Here is an 18,285-nt window from a genome sequence, read left to right on the forward strand (position 1 = left end):
CACCAAAGGCTCACCATCACCAAAGGCTCGACTTGGCGAAGCGGCGGGCGAAGGTGTTCGCCAGCACCAGCAGCACCAGCCCGATCACCGATCGGAACAACCCGATCGCGGTCGCGTAGCTGAACTGCGGCACCGCCGAGGCCAGACCGATCTTGTACACGTAGGTGTCGATCACTTCGGCGGTGTCGAGGTTCAGGCTGTTCTGCATCAGCAGCACCTTCTCGAACCCGACCGACAGGATCGAGCCGATGTTCAGGATCAGCAGGATGACCGCGACCGGCACGATCGCCGGCAGGTCGATGTGCCACACCCGCCGCAACCGCGAGGCGCCGTCCACGATCGCCGCCTCGTGCAGCTCCGGCGGCACACTGGTCAGCGCGGCCAGGTAGATGATCGCCGAGAACCCCATCGTCTGCCAGGCGCCCGACCACACGTACAGGTGCCGGAACATCCCGGAGTCACCCATCAGGTCGACCGGCCCGATGCCGAACAGGCCGAGCAGCTGGTTGCTCACGCCGGTGTTCGGGTTCGTCAGTACGACGATCAGGCCGACGACCACCACCGTCGAGATGAAGTGCGGCGCGTAGGTGATCAGCTGCGCCGACCGGCTGAACCACTTCTTCCGGACCGTGTTCAGGCAGAGCGCGAGGATGATCGGCAACGGGAACGTCGCGACCAGCTCGTACACGTGCAGGAACACGGTGTTCTTGATCAGCTTCCAGAACTGGTACGACTCGATGAACCGGTCGAAGTACTTGAACCCGGCCCACGGGCTGCCCCAGATCCCGGACACCACGTTGTAGTCCTTGAACGCGATGATCACGCCGTACATCGGCCAGTAGGCGAAGATCGCCAGCCAGATCAGCGGCAGCGCCAGCATCGCGTACAGCTGCCAGTTCCGGCGCATCCGGATGCCGAGCCGGACCGAGGGTTTCGGCTCCTTGATCCGGCCGTGCCGGCGGCCGCCGGCAACCTGCCGCCGGGCCGGCGACTTGGCGGCGGGACGCGTTTCGGTCGTCGTCATCTCGTCACCCCTTCAGCGAGCCGATCATGGCCCCCTTGACGAAGTGCTTCTGCACGAAGGGGTAGACCAGCAACGGCGGAATCATGCCGATCACGATCAGCGAGTACTTCAGCTGCTGCTGCAACTCCTTCAGCTGCGCCAGCTTGCTGGTGTCGGGCATCTGGGCCGGGTCGACCTTGGTCTGGATCAGGATCTGCCGCAGCACCACCTGCAACGGGAACAGGTGCTCGTTGGTCAGGTAGATCAGCGCGTTGAAGAACGAGTTCCACTGCCCGACCGCGTAGAACAGCAGGTTCACCGCGATGATGGGCTTGCTCAGCGGCAGCACGACGCGCCAGAAGAACCCGAAGTCGCTGCAGCCGTCCACCTTGCCGGCCTCGACCAGCTCCTCCGGAATCGTCACCATGAAATAGGTCCTGGTGATGATCACGTTCCAGACCGCGAGCGCGGTCGGCAGGATCATCGCCCACCGGGTGTTCAGCAGGCCCAGCTGGTCCACCACCAGGTACGTCGGGATCATGCCGCCGCTGAACATCATCGTGAAAACGAACGCGGCCATGACGAACCCCTTGCCCGGCAGGCCTTTCCGGGACAGCGGGTACGCCGCCAGCAGTGTGAGGACCGTGGCCACGACGGCTCCGACCACCGCGTAGTACACGGAGTTGCCGAAGCTGCTGACGATCGCGTCGTAGTCGAAGATCGCCTTGTAGGCATCGAGGGTGAAGCCGACCGGCCACAGCCAGACCTCGCCGGCGGCCACCCGCTTGGTGTTGCTGACCGAGGCGCTGAGGACGTAGACGATCGGGTACAGCACGGCCAGGCAGAACAGGCCGAGCGCGGTGTAGATGCAGGCCAGGGCGATCTTGTCGCCCCGGGTGTCCTGGATCGGCGCCCCGACCGCCCTCCGCGTCTCGTCCGGCGGCAGCGTGGGGGTGGCGGTCATGAGTTGTAGGCCTCGTAGGCGGCCTGCTGCAGCTCGAGGTACGGCTTCACGCCGATCTTCTCGACCCGGTCCTTGTAGTCGTTCCACGCGGCGTCGTCGTTCGGGTCGAGCTGCCCGGTGAGGAACTTGGCGAACGACTGCTCGACCTCACCCTTCAGGTTGGTCTTCAGCTCCGCCTCCTGCGCGGCCTGGTCCTGGTCCAGGGTGACCGGCGGGAACTGCAGGTCCTGCGGCTGCTTGTACGGGAAGTAGCTCTGCTTGGTCTGCTCGTAGAGCGGCTTCTCGAAGGTGAGGTCCTTCGGGTCCACGCGCTCGCTCAGCCGGAAGTCCTGGGAGCGGTACATCGGGTTGTCCTGGCTCCAGCTGATGTTCTTCGAGGTGTTCCAGGTGGCGGCGTAGCCGTAGACGGCCTGCTTGCCGTTGATGCCCAGCTCACCCTTCTTCGCCCAGGCGAACTGCGGGCCGGCGTACCCGCGCAGGATCGCCTCGAGCTCCAACTGCGCGTCCGCCCACTGGACCAGGAGCTCCGGCTTGGCGCACTTCTTGGTGATCACCAGCTGGGACACCTCGACGCCGATGTTCAGGTAGTCCCAGGCCGCGTACCGGACCTTGTTCGGTCCCTCCAGCGGCGGGCACGCCTCGTACTCGCGCCACCGGGCGTTCGGGTCCTTCTGGTCGATGTCGACGAAGTTGCCCCAGTAGTTCACCCGGGCGCCCCCGATCAGCGGCTTGCCCGGGGCGTTGCCGTACCGCTGCAACTGGTCCTCGTCGGCGGTGAACACGTCGCGGTTGATCAGGCCCTCGCCGTACAGGGTGTTCATGTACTTCAGGCCCTCGCGCCACTCGTCCTTGTTGAAGGTCACGTCGACCTTGCCGTCGTTCAGGACCAGCCACGGGTCGCCCGGGTTGTAGAGGAACGCGTTCACGAAGTACGGATCGATCTTGGCGTCCTTGTAGCCGGCGAACGGGATGGTCCGGCCGTTGCCGGCCAGGTCCGCCTTCTTGAACGCGCGCATCACCTCGAGGAACTCGTCGGTGGTCTTCGGCATCGCCAGGCCGACCTGCTTGATCCACTGGGTGTTCAGGAACGACCGGCCGGCACTGGCCCGGCAGTGGTAGCAGTCGTTGAAGTTCGGGAACGAGTAGATCTTCTTGTCCGGCGCCTGCACCAGCTTGCGCGCGTCCGGGTAGTCCTTCATCGCCTGCTGCAGGTTCAGCGCGTACCCGTCGATGTACTGGTTGACGTCGGCGAACAGGCCCTGCGAGCCGTACAGGAACAGCTGCGAACGGCTGAAGTCGATGCCCATGAAGGCGTCCGGGATGTCGCCGGCCGCGATCATCGCGTTCACCTTGGTCATCACGTCGTCGTCGGTGCCGCCGACCTGGTTCCACTCGATGTGGATTCCTGTCTTCTGCTCCAGCCACTTGGTGAACGCGTTGGTCTTCCAGTCGCCGATGGTGACGTCCTGCTTGACGACGATCTTGAACGTGACCTTCTCGGTGGTGATCGGCTTGTGCTCACGGGCCACCGGGCCGACGTACCCGTCCGGGTACAGCACCCCCGCCAGTTTCGGGCCGAGCGTGACGCTGGGAGCGGCAGCCGGGCCGGTGGCAGCGCCGGCGGCGCCACTCGCGTTCCCCGAACTGCTGCAGCCACTGAGCAGACCTCCGCCGGCGGTCGCGGCAGTCAGGCCGAGAGCTCCGGCGATGAGTGATCGACGGCTGAGTCCGGTCGGCCCGGCAGCGTTCTTCGGCATGGGTCCTCCAAGGCGGTCTAGATGGCGGTCTAGGACGGAAGAGACGAAATATCCGATAGGATCTCGGATCTTTGGCGGGAGAATGGCACAGATCGGATGACTTCGGAAGAGTTCACTCTTTACTGACCGGGACCAGATCGGCACTGTCCGTGTCTTGCGTGGAAACCGCTTGCCCTTGCTGCCTGGTGGTCAACTTTCTTGCGGAAACTAAAGGGTTGTCGCGGCTTCTCTAGGATTCACACCATGGCGACCCCGAAGTTCATCCTCGAACTCCGCGAGAAGATCGGCCACGACCTGCTGTGGCTCACCGGCATCAGCGGAGTGGTCCTCGACGACGCCGGCCAGGTCCTGCTGGTACGGCGCGTGGACACCGGCCACTGGGCCTTGGTCGCCGGCATCCTCGAACCCGGTGAGCAGCCGGCGGTCGCGCTGGTCCGGGAGATCCAGGAAGAGACCGCGGTCACCGTCGAGGTGGAACGCCTGATCAGCGTGGAGTCGCTGCCGCCGTCCAGCTACCCGAACGGCGATCAGGTGCAGTTCCTCGACCTCTGCTTCCGTTGCCGCCCACTGCACGGCACCCCTCGCGTCAACGACGACGAGTCCCTCGAGGTCGCCTGGTTCCCGCTGTCGGACCTCCCGCCCCTGTCTCCCCACGAACAGCAGGCGATCGCCGGCGCCCTCTCCCCCGACCCAACCCCGACCTTCGTCCGCGGCTAACGCCGTAAGGCGAGTTGCAAGTCGCGCAACCACCGTTCGTTAATGGCAGGTTCGCGGCCCAGGCGCTCCGCCAGCTGACGTCGGACCTCTGGGGTGCGTGCCTTCTCGACCAGCCGGACAGCCTGTGCCAGCGCGAACCTGGTCCGGTCGTCCCGGCGCGGATCCGTCACCCCGGGATCGGACCAGGCCTGCCGACGGAACGACGCCGCCGTCTTCGGCTGGTAGTCGCCGAAGTACGACCACAGCCGGCCGTCGATCGACACGTTCCGGATCGCCGACGGCGGCAGTTCCGCGGCGAACTCGGCGTGCTGCTGCCAGCGCCAGATGTTCGGACTGGTCTTCCTGCGGGCCGTGATCCCGATGAACCGCAGCTGCCGCCGGATCACGTCCCACTGGGCCCGGTCGTCGTCGATCCACCGGCGCAGCACGTCGTACAGGTTCTCGAAGGTGGAGCCCTCGTAGACCAGGTCGACGAAGACAGTCGGGCGGCCGCGCATGAGCTCGGCCGGTGCGAGGCCGTCGGCGGCCAGGTTGGTCCGGAGCTGCCGCAGCTCCGCGCCGGTGAGGTCCTGGCCTGCACCCCGGAACAGCGACAGCGGCAGCGGGTGCAGCCGGGAGCTCCAGGCGGTGTCCGCGAGGGCGCCGCTGAGCAGGTCGAAGAGGCTGTCGACGGACCGGCCCACGAAGTACAGATCGCCGTCGCCGCACTGCGCCAGCACTCGCGCGGCGCACTCGACCAGGTCGTCGAGGAAGAACAGGTCCGGCTCCTCGACACCGTCCAGCAGAGAGCCGAGCTGGTCCGGCCGCACCAGGTCCCACCGGAACGGCCGGTTCGGCTCCACCATCAGCTCAGTGAGCGGCCTCGTGCCAGGTGCGGCCGACGCCGACCGACACGTCGAGGGGGACGGCCATGTCGACGGCGTGGCCCATGTCGCGGCGGACCAGCTCCTCGAGCGGCTCGCGCTCGCCCGGGGCGATCTCGAAGACGAGCTCGTCGTGCACCTGGAGCAGCATCCGCGACTTCAGGCCGGACTCGCGCAGCGACGCGTCGACCTTCAGCATCGCCATCTTGATCACGTCCGCGGCCGAACCCTGGATCGGCGCGTTCAGCGCCATCCGCTCGGCCATCTCCCGGCGCTGCCGGTTGTCGCTGGTCAGGTCCGGCAGGTAGCGGCGGCGGCCCAGGATGGTCTCGGTGTACCCGCTCTTGCCCGCGTCGATCACGATCGACCGCAGGTAGTCCCGGACGCCACCGAAGCCCTCGAAGTACTCGTCCATCAGCCCGCGGGCCTCGTCCACGCCGATCTTCAGCTGCTGGCTCAGCCCGAACGCCGACAGACCGTACGCCAGGCCGTAGTTCATCGCCTTGATCTTGGCCCGCTGCTCCTGCGTGACCTCCGACGGCTCCACCGAGAACACCCGCGACGCGGTCACCGAGTGGAAGTCCATGCCCGAGTTGAACGCGGAGATCAGCCCGTCGTCGGCGGACACGTGCGCCATGATCCGCATCTCGATCTGGCTGTAGTCGGCCGACATCAGCGACTCGTTGCCCTCGCCCACGATGAACGCCTGCCGGATCCGGCGGCCTTCCTCGGTCCGGATCGGGATGTTCTGCAGGTTCGGATCGGTCGAGCTGAGCCGCCCGGTCGCCGCGATGGTCTGGTTGAACGTGGTGTGGATCCGGCCGTCCTTCGGGCTGATCGTCTTCAGCAGCCCCTCGACCGTCTGCCGCAGCCGGGTCGCGTCCCGGTGCGCCAGCAGGTACGCCAGGAACGGGTGCTCGGTCTTCTCGAACAGCGCCTGCAGCGAGTCCGCGTCGGTGGTGTACCCGGTCTTGGTGCGCTTCGTCTTCGGCATCTGCAGCTCGTCGAACAGCACCACCTGCAGCTGCTTCGGCGACCCGAGGTTGATCTCCTTGCCGATCACCTCGTACGCCGAGGTCGCGGCCTCCCGGACCCCGGTGGCGAACCGTGCCTCGAGCTCCTCCAGGTACGGCCGGTCGACGGCGATTCCGTCCCGCTCCATGCCGGCGATGACGTCGATCAGCGGCAGCTCGACGTCGGCCAGCAGCGACGTCCCCGCCTGCTTCTCCAGCTCCGCGTCCAGCGTGTCGGCCAGGTCGGCGATCGCCCGGGCGCGCAGCATCGTGTGGTCTGCGGCCGGGCCGCCCTCGACGTCGTCGAAGCTGAGCTGGCCGTTGTCGGCCTCCTCGTTGCGCAGCTCCCGCTTGAGGTAGCGGACGGTCAGGTCGGCCAGGTCGTACGACCGCTGGTCGGGGCGGGCCAGGTACGCGCTGAGCTGGGTGTCCGAGCTCAGCCCGGCCAGCGTCCAGCCGCGCTCCAGGAAGCCGAGCAGCGGGCCCTTCGCGTCGTGCAACGCCTTCGGCTGCTTCGGGTCGGCGAGCCAGGCCTGCCAGGCCGCGTCGTCGTCCGGCGTCAGGGTCGTCGGGTCGAACCAGGCGGCCGCGCCCGAGGTGTTGGCCAGCGCCAGGCCGGTGATCTCACCGGTGCCACGACCCCAGCTGCCCTGGACCGCGACGCCGACCCGCTCGCCGCCGCTCACGTGCTCCTTGAGCCAGCCGGCCACCTCGCCGGGCTTCAGCTGGACGCCTTCCAGCTCGAATCCGTGGTCGACGGTCGCGTCGACCTCCTCGTGCTCGGCGACCAGCCGCTCGCGCAGCACCCGGAACTCCAGGCTGTCGAACAGCGTGTGCACCTTCTCCCGGTCCCACGGCGTGCGGACCAGGTCGTCCACGGTGACGTCCAGGGTCAGGTCGCGGACCAGCTCGTTGATCTGCCGGTTCCGGATCACGTCGGCCAGGTGCTCGCGCAGCGACTCACCGGCCTTGCCCTTGATCTCGTTCACCCGGTCGACCACGTCGTTCAGCGAGCCGAACTGGTTCAGCCACTTGGCCGCCGTCTTCGGGCCGACGCCGGGCACCCCCGGCAGGTTGTCACTCGACTCCCCCACCAGCGCCGCGAGATCCGGGTACAGCCGCGGGGTCACGCCGTACTTCTCCTCGACCGCGGCCGGGTCCATCCGGGCGATCTCGGACACGCCGCGCTTCGGGTACAGCACCGTGACGTCCTCGCTGACCAGCTGGAACGCGTCCCGGTCGCCGCTGCTGATCAGCACCTCGAAACCCTGCTCGGACGCCTGCGTGGCGAGCGTCGCGATGATGTCGTCGGCCTCCCAGCCGTCGATCTCGGTGGTCGGGATCCGGAGCGCCTCCAGCACCTCCTTGACCAGCGAGACCTGCCCCTTGAACTCGTCCGGCGACTTCGACCGGCCGGCCTTGTACTCCGCGTACTGCTCGGAGCGGAAGGTCTTGCGGGACACGTCGAACGCGACGCAGACATGGGTGGGCTGCTCGTCGCGGAGCATGTTGATCAGCATCGAGGTGAACCCGTACACCGCGTTGGTGTGCTGCCCGGTGGTGGTGGAGAAGTTCTCCACCGGGAGCGCGTAGAACGCCCGGTACGCCAGCGAGTGCCCGTCCAGCAGCAGGATCCGCGGCCGGCCGGCACCTGGCTGCGCGGAGTCCTTGGTCATCGTCGAGGTGTTCGTTTCTGGAGCCACAACCCGACTCTAGTGGTTCCCTCCGACAGTTCCGTCACAGCCGCGTAGTCTGCTTCCGTGACTGATCAAATGAACCTCGGACCGGGCATGGGCATGGAGGGCACTCTCCTCCAGCTCATGGGCATCGTGGTCAAGGAGGCGGCCCCGGAGCGGATCGTCGCCACCATGCCGGTCAAGGGCAACACCCAGCCGTACGGCCTGCTGCACGGCGGCGCGTCCTGCGTGCTGGCCGAGAGCCTCGGCTCGATCGGCTCGGCATTGCACGCGGCGGCCTACGACAAGGTCGCGGTGGGGGTAGACATCAATGCCACCCACCACCGCGCGGTCCGCGACGGCGTGGTCACCGGCGTCGCCACCCCGATCTACCTCGGCCGTACGACGACGTCGTACGAGGTGGTCATCACCGACGAGCGGGACAAGCGGGTGTGCACCGCGCGGATCACGTGCCAGCTGATTCCGGCGCCGCCGGGTAGCTGACGTCGGCAGGGTCGACCGGCAGCGGCCGCGCCAGCTGGGCGCGGCGGGCGATCACGGAGCGTCGTGACGACAGCAGGGCCAGCAGATTCGGCGCGTGCTCCGCGGCCAACCGGCGGCGCACGGTGTGCGTGGTCGCGAACCGCAGCACGCCGGCCTGTCCGAGCCCCAGCCGGGCCAGGAACCGATTCGCCTCCCGGGCGATCGCGGGAGCCACAGCGGCCAGGTGGGCGCAGTTCTCGTGCTCGGCCCAGGCGGCCGCCTCCGCGATCAGCGCCTTGCCCAGGCCATGCCGGCGGGCGTCGTCGCTGACATGCAGGTACTCCACCGTGACGGTGTAGTCGTCGTGCAGGGGGCTGATCGCCGTACGGCGCAGGTAGGCCATCCCGTGCACGGCGCCGTCCAGCTCGCCGACCAGCAGCCGGCCGAACGGGTTGTCGAGATGTTTGCCGACAGCAACCTCGACCGCAGCCGGCGCCGGCGGCGCGGGCAGCCGCAGCGGATGGCCGGAACCGGTGGTCATCTCACGCCACAACGCAACCAAGGCGTCGGCGTCACCGCGTTGGGCGTCCCTCACCTCGATGGCTGCTGCCACAGCGACCTCCTGGTCTGGTCCACCCCCGAGGTGAACGGGACGGCGGATACGCTCGTCCTCGCGCAACAGTAGGCCCTCGGGGGTCACTTGCAAAGCTGCCTCCCGGGGCTGATCGGAGACCAGGTTTGTTCATCGGAATCGGTACTGTCGTGAACGTCGCGACAGTGCTCGTCGGATCGGTACTCGGCGTGCTCATCGGCCATCGCCTGAGTCACCGGACTCGCGACCTCGTGACGGACGCGCTCGGCCTGGTCACGCTGCTGATCGCGATCACCTCGGCACTCACGGTCGGCGACCAGGTGCTCAGCGACGCGGTCGGTGACAGCGCTCCGGTGCTGATCGTGCTCGGCGCGATGCTGATCGGCGGGATCGCCGGCTCGCTGCTGCGGATCGAGGAGCGGCTGGAGGAGTTCGGCGCCTGGATGCAGCGCCGGTTCGATCGCGGCGAAGGCGAGAGCACCTTCGTCGAAGGCTTCGTGACCGCGTCGATGGTGTTCTGTGTCGGGCCGCTGACGTTCCTGGGCGCGTTGTCCGACGGGCTCGGCCGAGGCGCGGACCAGTTGTTCCTCAAGGCGGTGCTGGACGGCTTCGCCGCAATCGCCTTCGCTGCGTCCTTCGGCTGGGGCGTGATGGCCTCGGCGCTCGTCGTACTGGTCGTGCAGGGCCTGATGACTGCGGTCGGCGCGGTGCTGGGCGACGTGCTGCCCGACGCGCATGTGACCGCGCTCGGCGCGACCGGTGGCGTGATGCTGATCGGTGTCGCGCTGCGGTTGCTGAAGCTGAAGCAGATCGCGGTGGCGGACCTGTTGCCTGCCCTGATCGTCGCGCCGCTGCTGGTGCAGCTGCTCGTCGTGATCCGCAACTGAGACGAGAGCCCCGGTCCTAGCGGACCGGGGCTCTCAGCAACTACTGGTTGATCAGTCCTCGCCGAGGTAGGCCTTGCGGACGTCCTCGTTGACCAGCAGGTCGCGTCCGGTGCCGGACAGGACGATCTTGCCGACCTCGAGCACGTAGCCGTAGTCGGCCCGCTTCAGCGCTGCCTGCGCGTTCTGCTCCACCAGCAGGATCGTCGTGCCCTGCCGCTGGAGCTCGGTCACCGTCGACATGATCCGCTGCATCATGATCGGCGACAGACCCATCGACGGCTCGTCCAGCATCAGCAGCTTCGGCCGGCTCATCATCGCCCGGCCCATCGCCAGCATCTGCTGCTCACCGCCGGAGAACGTCCCGGCCGGCTGCTTGCGCCGCTCCCCCAGGATCGGGAACAGCTCGTACGCCGCGTTCAGGTCGGCACGGATGCCGGCCTGGTCCCGGCGGGCGAACGCGCCGAGCGTCAGGTTCTCCTCGACCGACAGCCTTGGAAAGATCCGCCGGCCCTCCGGCGAGTGTGCCAGCCCGCGCGCGACGATGTCGTGCGCGGCGACGGTGTCGATCCGCTCGCCCTGGAACAGGATCTCGCCGGACACCGGCCGGAGCAGACCCGAGATCGTCCGCAGCGTAGTGGTCTTGCCGGCGCCGTTGGTGCCGATCAGCGACACCACCTGCCCCTGCTCCACGCTGAAGCTGATCTTCTTCACCGCAACGATCTTGCCGTAGGCAACTTCCAGGTCGCGGACCTCGAGCATCGCGGTCACGGGGCCTCCTCCTCGCCGTCGACGGCATCCTGCAGACGCTGCGCTTCCTGCTCGTCGTCTTCCTCGCCGGTGCCGATGTAGGCCTCGATCACGCGCGGGTCCGACTGCACCTCGGCCGGCGAGCCCTCGATCAGCGCCTCGCCGCGGACCAGGCAGAGCACCCGGTCGCAGAGGTTGAAGATGAACCGCATGTCGTGCTCGATCACCACGACCGACAGGCCGGAGTCCCGGATCTTGAAGATCAGGTCACTGGCCTGCTTGGTCTCCAGCGGGTTCATACCGGCCGTCGGCTCGTCCAGCAGGATGAGCTTCGGGTCGGTGGCCAGCGCCCGCGCGATCTCGAGCCGGCGCTGGTCGCCGTACGGCATGTTCCGGGCCAGGTGCTCGGTGGACTTGCCGAGGCCGACGAAGTCGAGCAGCTCCTGGGCCCGGGCCCGGGTGGCCACCTCCTCGCGACGGAACTTCGGCCCGCGCAGCACCGAGGTGAGCGCGCCCGAGCTGGTCCGGCAGTAGCGCCCGACCATCACGTTCTCCAGCGCGGTCATGTTGGCGAACAGCCGGATGTTCTGGAACGTCCGCGCCATTCCGGCCCGGACCACGGCGCGTGGCTTCGGCGGCAGCGGGGTCAGCGGCGCGAGCTCCTGGACCGCCACCGCCTCGTCCGCCTCCTGCACCTGGCGCTTGGCCGCCTCCGGCTTGCGCGGCGTGCCGGCGAACCGGACCACCCCGGAGGTGGGCTTGTAAAGGCCGGTCAGGCAGTTGAAGAACGTCGTCTTGCCGGCCCCGTTCGGGCCGATCAGGCCGACGATCTCACCTTCCCGCACGGTCAGGTTCACGTCGTTTACCGCCAGCAGACCACCGAACCGCATGGTCACGCCGGAGGCCTCCAGCACCGGCTGGCCGACCGGCCGGCCGGTCGTGGGCTGAGTCTCGGTGACGGTCATTTCGCCTCCTCCACGGCCAGATACTCTTCCTCGACCGCGACGGCCAACTGCTCGTCCTCCTCGTGGAACTCCAGCTGCCGGCGTCTGCTCGCCACCAGGCCCTCCGGCCGGAACCGCATCATCAGCACCAGCAGCAGGCCGAACAGCAGCAGCCGGTACTCCGAGAAGAAACGCAGCTTCTCCGGCAGCAGCTTCAGGATCGTTGCTCCCAGCAAGACACCGGCGATGGTGCCCATACCGCCCAGCACGACGGCCGCGAGCAGGAACGCCGACTCGAGGAAGATGAACTGGTCGGGGCTGACGGCAACGTCCTGGTGTGCCTTGATGGTGCCGGCCAGACCGGCCAGGAAGGCCCCGATCACGAAGGCCAGCACCTTCAGGCCGAAGACGTTCACGCCCATCGCCTCGGCGGCCTTCTCGTCCTCCCGGATCGCGACCCAGCCCCGGCCGATCCGGCTGTCGTTCAGCCGGGCGAAGACCAGGATGACGAACGCGATCAAAAGCAGCAGCAGGAAGTAGTAGTTCGAGAAGCGACCCAGCTCCAGCCCGGCGATCGTGTGCTCGTCGCCGAAGTTGAAGTTGCCGATCTGCAGGTCCGGGATGCCGGGGATACCGTTCGGGCCATTGGTCAGCAGCGGACCGTTGATGCCGTCCAGGTTGAACATCGCCAGCCGGAAGATCTCACCGAAGCCCAAGGTCACGATGGCCAGGTAGTCACCGGAGACGCGGAGTGTCGGTGACCCGATGATCAGGCCGAGCGTCGCCGCCACACTGGCGCCGATCAGCATCACCACCACGAACGGCGGGTGCCAGTCGATCGTCGAGAACGCGGAGTTCGACAACATCGCGGCCACGTAGGCGCCGGAACCGAGGAAGGCGATGTAGCCGAGGTCCAGCAGGCCGGCCAGACCGACCACGATGTTCAGGCCCATCGCGGTGGCCGCGAAGATCAGCACCTGGCACGCGATCGACATGTTCGCGTCCGACCCGCGCTGGGTGAAGGGGAACAAGAACGCGACCACGAAGGCCGCCAGCGTCAGCACTTTCCTGTGCCGCTGGGCGACGTGGCCGAACCAGGTCATCACGCCGGTCCGGAACAGCGCCAGGATCACCGTGCCGATGAAGAGCAGGCAGAGGATGAACGACCACGCGTCCGTGAGGCCCAGCGCGTACGCCGCACCGAACAGGATCGCCGCCATCATCACGGAGATGGCGAGGATCTCCGCCCAGCCCGGCAGCCTCGCCTTGCTCAAGTCGTGAAGCTGCCGCAACGGGAGCATCCGCGAGCTGACCAGGATCAGAACGGCACCGGCCAGGGAGACGTAGGCACCCGGGTTGACGTTGATCAGGCCGTCCGACTCCACCGTGATCGCCACGATGACGCCCACCATGTACAGCGTCAGGCCAAGGCCCAGGGCCCGCAGGCCGAGGGTCGCGTCCAACCAGGACCCCAGCGCCGTCAGCGGACCGCGCTCGGCGAGCAGCAGGATCAGCGCGAGCAAGGCCCCGATGATCGCGAGGACCTGCAGGCCGCCCGGATAGAAGTTGATCGACAGATCGTTGAGGATCGATCCGTCGTAACTCCACGACAGGAAGGAGCCCACGATCACCAGCACCACGCCGGCGACACCGGCCGGCCACGCGATCGGGTTCACCGGCTGCTGAGCCGTCGCCTCCGGCTCCGCCGGAGTGCTTGTCCGTACCTCGCTCACGCCCGATCCACCACCCTCGCTCCGAGCAGGCCCTGCGGCCTGAACACCAGTACCAGGATCAGGATGACGAACGCCCAGACATCCTTCCAGGAGCCGCCACCGAACTGACCTGGGATGTACTGGGTGGCCAAGGCCTCGACGACACCCAGCACCAGGCCACCGACGACGGCGCCGTACACGTTGCCGATACCACCGAGAACCGCGGCGGTGAACGCCTTCAGACCGGCCAGGAAGCCCATCCGGAAGTCGATGTTGTTGTTCTGGAAGCCCTGTGAGATCCCGGCGATCGCGGCCAGCACGGCACCTAGGGCGAAAGCCACCACGATGATCCGGTCGACGTTGATACCCATCAAGCGGGCGGTGTCCGGGTCCTGCGACACGGCCTGCATACCACGGCCCAGCCGGGTCCGGTTGATGAAGACCCAGAGCAGCACCGCGCACACCGCCAGCGCCGCGACAGTGAAGATCGCGGACCGCTGGATGGTCACCCCGCCGACCTCCAGCGCGGGGCCGGTCACCACGTCGATCTGCGGGAACGGGATGCGCTGCTTGGCGCTCGGCCAGGTAATGCTGGTGATGACCTGCTTGTAGAACACCCAGAACAACTCTGCGAACACGACCGCCCCGGCGGCCGCTTCCGCGACCGTCAGGAGCTTGACTTCGCTCTGTGCCCGCCCCCGCGCGACGAGACCGGCCAACCAGCCGACCGCCGTACCGACGGCAGTGCCGAGGACGACGACACCGACGGCCAGGACCGCACTCAGGTCCGGCTCGATCAGCCGGGCCACAACCCACAGCGCGACGGCGCCGAACGCGGCGCCGATCAGCGGAGCACGGTCGTACCACTTGGTCGTGTGGTGGTTCAGATCAGCCTTCGTCAGCACCGAGCCGACGTAGTACCCGACTCCGACCGCGATGACGGCGAACGCCACCACGGTCCAGCCCGGCCGCTCGTAGAAGAGCCGGACGAACTCCTGCAAGAACACCGAGATGCCGATCGCGGTGATCAGTGGTGCGAGTCGTGGCGCGTTCCGCAGGGGACGGTACGCGACACGTTCCATCGCCACGGCGGTGCCGACCGACGCGAAGATGGCGCCGATGATCATGATCGGCAGGATCCACACCGAGGTCTGACCGTCGAAGAACAACAAGTAGGTGGTCAGTGCGCCGAACGCACCGATCATGAAGACCTCGCCATGGGCGAAGTTGATGAGCTGCACGATGCCGTAGACGACGGTGTACCCGACGGCGATCAGGGCGTACAGCGATCCCAGCGTCAGCCCGTTGACGAGCTGCTGGAAGAACTGGTCCACGTCGACCTCCCAACTGCCTCAGTTCCGAACATGCCGCGGGGGTGGGAGGATCCGCTCCCACCCCCGAGGCATGAGGTCGACTCGATTACTTGGTCTCGAAGTCCTTGGTCTCGACGGTGGCCCACTTGCCGCCGTCAACCTTGTAGACGGTGAGCACCTTCGAGGTGGTGTCGCCGTACTGGTCGAAGGCGACCTTGCCGGTCACGCCGTCGAAGGAGACCTTGCCCAGCGCCTCGACCGTCTTCTGCCGCGCGGACTCGACGTCGGACGCGTCCTTCAGCGACTCCTTGAGCGCGTTGATGATCGCGTTCGCCGCGTCGTAGGAGTAGCCGCCGTACGCCGCGTACGGGTCCTTGAACCCGGCCGCGTTGTAGTCCTCGACGAACTTCTTCGCCGACTCCAGCTGGTCGATCGGCGCACCGACCGAGGTGGCCAGGTCGCCGTTGCTCGTCGCGCCGCCCAGGCTGATGAACTTCGGGTCGTAGATGCCGTCGCCGCCCATCAGCGGAACGTTCAGGCCGGCTGCCTTCATCTGCTGCGAGAGCGGACCCGCGTTCGGGTACTCACCGCCGTAGTAGACAGCCTGCGGCGCGGACGGCTTGACCGCCGAGATGACGGCCTGGTAGTTCGAGTCGTCCGGGTTGATGGTCTGGGCCGCGACGACCTGACCACCCAGCTTCTTGAACTCCTCGGTGAAGGTGCCGACCAGGCCCTGGCCGTACGCCTTCTTGTCGTGGATCGTGGCGACCTTGGTGATCTTCGCCGTCTCGTACAGGTAGCGAGCGGCGAACGGGCCCTGGACCGCGTCGGTGGTGCAGGTCCGGAAGTAGGTCGGGTACGGCCGCTTCGGGTCGGTCTGCCAGTTCGCGCCCTGGGTCAGACCCGGGCCGGTGTTGGCCGGCGAGACCTGCACGATGTTCTTCGGCGCGAGGACCGGCTGGACCTGCTGGCTGACGCTGGTGTTCAGCGTGCCGACGACGCCGATCACGTCAGCGTCCGACGACAGCGCGGTGGCCGCGTTCTTGCCGACGTCCGGCTTCGCCTCGTCGTCCTTCGCGTCGACCTCGAGCTTCCACCCGGGAATCGCGTTGGAGTCATTGGCCTGCTTCACCGCCAGCTCGACGGAGTGCTGGATACCCAGACCCAGCGCCGACAGGTCTCCCGACAAAGGCGCGATCACGCCGATCTTGGCGGTCTTCGTCGCTTCGCCGGAGCCCCCGCCACCGTCGTCGCCACTGCGTGAACCGCAGGCAGTCAGGGCCAACGACGCAACGATCAGCGACGCGCCGACCCGTACTACGGAACGCTGTTGCACTGTTCCTCCCATGTCTGGATAGTCCGAGCAGATCCCCGGACTCCCGCGAATGCCGCGAGCACCCGCAGGTTAGACCTCCCATGGCTCCTGAGGCGATGTCACGCAGCGTGTGTTGTGAGGTCGTTACAGCGGTAAGTACCGTGAGTGCCGGTGATTGCTGTACGCCCGCTGGACGCCCGACGCGGAGAGTGACTCAGTCGCTACCGCCTGCCTCGTCAACGACCAACTCCGCGACCTGACGCATGGAAACTCTTTTGTCCATGGCGGTTTTCTGGATCCACCGGAACGAGTCCGGCTCGCTCAATCCGAACTTCGTCTGCAGGATCGACTTGGCCCGGTCCACCAGCTTGCGGGTCTCCAGCCGCTCGGCCAGGTCGGCGACCTCACGCTCCAGCTCGGCGAGCTCGACGTACCGGGATGCGGCGATCTCGATCGCGGGCAGCAGATCGGCCTTGGAGAACGGTTTCACCAGGTACGCCATGGCACCGGCGTCGCGGGCCCGCTCGACCAGCTCGCGCTGCGAGAACGCGGTCAGCATCAGCACCGGCGCGATCCGCTCGCCGGCGATCTTCTCCGCCGCGCTCAGCCCGTCCAGCTTCGGCATCTTGACGTCGAGGATGACCAGGTCGGGCCGATGCTCGGTGGCCAGCCGGATCGCCTCTTCCCCGTCGCCTGCCTGCCCGACGACGTCGTACCCCTCCTCGGCCAGCATCTCGGCCAGATCCATCCGGATCAAAGCCTCGTCCTCAGCGATCACCACACGCTTAGCAGTCACGCCCACACCTTATCGATCCCGCACTCAGGCCTTCGGACCGACAAAGCTGTCGAGCATCTCCACCGCCGCTTTCCGGCTCACCGCGATCGCATTCCGCCTCGGCTGCCGCCAGGGAATTCCAAGCATGTCGAGCGTCTGGGTGAGGATGTTCCGGATGTCGCCGGACTCGTTCGTGAAACATGTAGCGCGCATAGTAATAGCGCCTTCCGTCCGGCTTGCTCGCCCAGTTGACGAACCGGCAGCCGTCGGAGTGGAACAGCCCGCGCAGCAGCTTTCGGGATACCTGGCAACAATCTCCGACTGCCACGCCAGCAGTTCGATCTTGCGCCGATGCTTCATCCCCGGCCCGTGCTGAGGGAACAGACACGGCCAATGCTTCCACCGTGCCTCGATCCGGACCGCCGCCGACCCGCCCCGCAGACACGGACTCGCAGTCGGCTTCACCCGCCGGATCGTCTCCGCGATCTCCTGGTTGAGCTGCGGGTACTTCTGGTCGTTGGCGATCTGCAACGTGAAGACATCCCGACGCGCCCGCGCGATACACCCGTCGCCGAGGTACCACCCGAGCAGCAGCGCGTACGCCGCCTCGTCCAGCTCAGCCCCGTCGCACCGAGGACACGGTGTGCCGGCGAACCCGCTCCCCCGGGGAAGCCCGCGCCGCTGATACAGCCGGCGCCACCGCCGGATCGTGGTAATCGCGACGCCGTGGATCTCAGCGTTCGCCCGATCGCCGACGCCCTCGTCCGACATCCGAAGCGCGGAGTCCACCGTTTCCTGCGACCTGAAGTGGGGCATGCCACATGGTCACGCCAGGCACCGACAAATTTGTGCCGGGTGTGGGATTCGAACCCACACGCCCTTGCGAGCAACGGATTTTGAGTCCGTCGTGTCTGCCATTCCACCAACCCGGCAAGGTTGCAGGAGAACTGTATCCGCTCCCGAGCCACTTCCGCTCATCGGCCCGCCGAACACTCTCCGTAGCCACGCGCCCTCCGGGGATGACTGCCATGTCTCAGCCGGTGCCCGAACGGGAAGCAGACGTCTGCGCGTCGATCGACGAAGATGACGGGCGGAGGAGACGCAGGAAAGGAGCGGGAGATGTTCAGTGGGGCGCACGTGATCATCTACAGCGCGGATGCGGAGGCTGATCGGGGGTTTCTGCGGGATGTGCTCGGGTTTCCGTACGTCGATGCCGGGGACGGGTGGTTGATCTTTCGGTTGCCGCCGGCGGAGGTTGCTGTGCATCCGACCGATGGTGAGGGGCGGCATGAGTTCTATTTGATGTGTGAGGACATCGAGGCGCTGCTCGCCAGGCTGGAGGTGGCCCCCGAGGTCACCGAGGCGGGGTGGGGGCGGCTGGCGATGATTCCGTTGCCGAGCGGGGCGAATCTCCCCGTGTACCAACCGCTCCACCCGGTCGCCTTCGACCTATCCAACTGAAAGCGGGCGGGAACCAGACCCCCCCCGACCATCCAGGATCACAGCCTACCAGGTTTCCGGGGT

The 18,285-nt window shown here is 67.1% G+C and carries 17 protein-coding genes, 1 tRNA gene and 1 pseudogene; 4 read left to right on the plus strand and 15 right to left on the minus strand.

What is annotated here, in order from left to right; translation table 11 throughout:
• Positions 1 to 16: 16 nt before the first annotated feature.
• The 3 genes from AB0H36_RS39490 to AB0H36_RS39500 are packed head-to-tail and all read right to left on the minus strand — an operon-like array spanning position 17 to position 3,724.
• Entirely contained in the window at positions 17 to 1,024 is a 1,008-nt protein-coding gene (locus AB0H36_RS39490; RefSeq protein WP_360535655.1) for an ABC transporter permease subunit, read from the minus strand.
• Positions 1,025 to 1,028: 4 nt separating this feature from the next.
• Complete coding sequence (locus AB0H36_RS39495) at positions 1,029 to 1,967, minus strand: carbohydrate ABC transporter permease (protein ID WP_360535657.1); 939 nt, start codon at positions 1,965 to 1,967, stop codon at positions 1,029 to 1,031.
• On the minus strand, positions 1,964 to 3,724 hold the full coding sequence (locus AB0H36_RS39500) for an extracellular solute-binding protein (RefSeq protein ID WP_360535659.1): 1,761 nt from the start codon (positions 3,722 to 3,724) through the stop codon (positions 1,964 to 1,966). Before AB0H36_RS39500 ends, AB0H36_RS39495 begins: the two co-directional genes overlap by 4 nt.
• Positions 3,725 to 3,967: 243 nt before the next feature.
• Between AB0H36_RS39500 and AB0H36_RS39505 the strand changes: the two genes are divergently transcribed.
• Positions 3,968 to 4,441 carry an NUDIX domain-containing protein gene (locus tag AB0H36_RS39505; RefSeq protein WP_360535661.1) on the plus strand — a complete coding sequence of 158 codons (474 nt, stop codon included), beginning with the start codon at positions 3,968 to 3,970 and terminating at the stop codon, positions 4,439 to 4,441.
• On the opposite strand, the gene AB0H36_RS39510 is transcribed toward AB0H36_RS39505, so the two are convergent.
• Both AB0H36_RS39510 and polA read right to left on the minus strand, forming a co-directional pair.
• A complete protein-coding gene (locus AB0H36_RS39510; protein ID WP_360535663.1) occupies positions 4,438 to 5,286 on the minus strand; it encodes a hypothetical protein in 849 nt (282 codons plus the stop codon). The genes AB0H36_RS39505 and AB0H36_RS39510 overlap by 4 nt on opposite strands.
• A gap of 4 nt (positions 5,287 to 5,290) precedes the next feature.
• Positions 5,291 to 7,993, minus strand: a complete 2,703-nt coding sequence (polA, locus tag AB0H36_RS39515) for a DNA polymerase I (RefSeq protein ID WP_360535683.1) — start codon at positions 7,991 to 7,993, stop codon at positions 5,291 to 5,293.
• 96 nt (positions 7,994 to 8,089) lie between these two features.
• Here polA and AB0H36_RS39520 point away from each other — a divergent pair, with 96 nt between their 5' ends.
• Positions 8,090 to 8,497 carry a hotdog fold thioesterase gene (locus AB0H36_RS39520; RefSeq protein ID WP_360535685.1) on the plus strand — a complete coding sequence of 136 codons (408 nt, stop codon included), beginning with the start codon at positions 8,090 to 8,092 and terminating at the stop codon, positions 8,495 to 8,497.
• Here the strand turns inward: AB0H36_RS39520 and AB0H36_RS39525 are convergent.
• On the minus strand, positions 8,460 to 9,089 hold the full coding sequence (locus AB0H36_RS39525; protein ID WP_360535665.1) for a GNAT family N-acetyltransferase: 630 nt from the start codon (positions 9,087 to 9,089) through the stop codon (positions 8,460 to 8,462). The two genes, AB0H36_RS39520 and AB0H36_RS39525, sit on opposite strands and share 38 nt — an antisense overlap.
• Before the next feature lie 149 nt (positions 9,090 to 9,238).
• Here AB0H36_RS39525 and AB0H36_RS39530 point away from each other — a divergent pair, with 149 nt between their 5' ends.
• The gene (locus AB0H36_RS39530; RefSeq protein WP_360535667.1) at positions 9,239 to 9,955 is read left to right on the plus strand and encodes a DUF554 domain-containing protein; all 717 of its coding nucleotides are present in this window, start codon (positions 9,239 to 9,241) and stop codon (positions 9,953 to 9,955) included.
• A gap of 51 nt (positions 9,956 to 10,006) precedes the next feature.
• Here the strand turns inward: AB0H36_RS39530 and AB0H36_RS39535 are convergent, their stop codons facing one another.
• The 9 genes and pseudogenes from AB0H36_RS39535 to AB0H36_RS39575 form a co-directional block, all read right to left on the minus strand.
• Entirely contained in the window at positions 10,007 to 10,723 is a 717-nt protein-coding gene (locus AB0H36_RS39535) for an ABC transporter ATP-binding protein (protein WP_360535669.1), read from the minus strand.
• Positions 10,720 to 11,667, minus strand: a complete 948-nt coding sequence (locus AB0H36_RS39540; protein ID WP_360535671.1) for an ABC transporter ATP-binding protein — start codon at positions 11,665 to 11,667, stop codon at positions 10,720 to 10,722. Before AB0H36_RS39540 ends, AB0H36_RS39535 begins: the two co-directional genes overlap by 4 nt.
• The gene (locus AB0H36_RS39545) at positions 11,664 to 13,379 is read right to left on the minus strand and encodes a branched-chain amino acid ABC transporter permease (protein ID WP_360535673.1); all 1,716 of its coding nucleotides are present in this window, start codon (positions 13,377 to 13,379) and stop codon (positions 11,664 to 11,666) included. The genes AB0H36_RS39540 and AB0H36_RS39545 overlap by 4 nt, the downstream gene beginning before the upstream one ends.
• Positions 13,376 to 14,314, minus strand: coding sequence for a branched-chain amino acid ABC transporter permease (locus AB0H36_RS39550; protein WP_360535687.1), 939 nt, complete (start codon positions 14,312 to 14,314; stop codon positions 13,376 to 13,378). Before AB0H36_RS39550 ends, AB0H36_RS39545 begins: the two co-directional genes overlap by 4 nt.
• Positions 14,315 to 14,332: 18 nt before the next feature.
• A pseudogene (locus AB0H36_RS39555) lies at positions 14,333 to 14,692 on the minus strand (branched-chain amino acid ABC transporter permease); the annotation flags it as partial.
• An 85-nt stretch (positions 14,693 to 14,777) separates the two neighbouring features.
• The gene (locus tag AB0H36_RS39560) at positions 14,778 to 16,007 is read right to left on the minus strand and encodes a branched-chain amino acid ABC transporter substrate-binding protein (RefSeq protein ID WP_360535675.1); all 1,230 of its coding nucleotides are present in this window, start codon (positions 16,005 to 16,007) and stop codon (positions 14,778 to 14,780) included.
• Between the two features lie 193 nt (positions 16,008 to 16,200).
• Positions 16,201 to 16,782 carry a response regulator gene (locus AB0H36_RS39565; RefSeq protein ID WP_131351947.1) on the minus strand — a complete coding sequence of 194 codons (582 nt, stop codon included), beginning with the start codon at positions 16,780 to 16,782 and terminating at the stop codon, positions 16,201 to 16,203.
• A 24-nt stretch (positions 16,783 to 16,806) separates the two neighbouring features.
• Complete coding sequence (locus tag AB0H36_RS39570) at positions 16,807 to 17,577, minus strand: transcriptional regulator (protein ID WP_360535677.1); 771 nt, start codon at positions 17,575 to 17,577, stop codon at positions 16,807 to 16,809.
• Positions 17,578 to 17,610: 33 nt separating this feature from the next.
• Positions 17,611 to 17,693 (minus strand) — tRNA-Leu (locus AB0H36_RS39575).
• Positions 17,694 to 17,880: 187 nt separating this feature from the next.
• On the opposite strand from AB0H36_RS39575, the gene AB0H36_RS39580 reads away from it, so the two are divergent.
• Entirely contained in the window at positions 17,881 to 18,222 is a 342-nt protein-coding gene (locus AB0H36_RS39580) for an extradiol dioxygenase (protein ID WP_360535679.1), read from the plus strand.
• The last annotated feature ends 63 nt before the right edge of the window (positions 18,223 to 18,285 follow it).

Source organism: Kribbella sp. NPDC050820 (assembly GCF_040653975.1).
Classification (GTDB): domain Bacteria; phylum Actinomycetota; class Actinomycetes; order Propionibacteriales; family Kribbellaceae; genus Kribbella.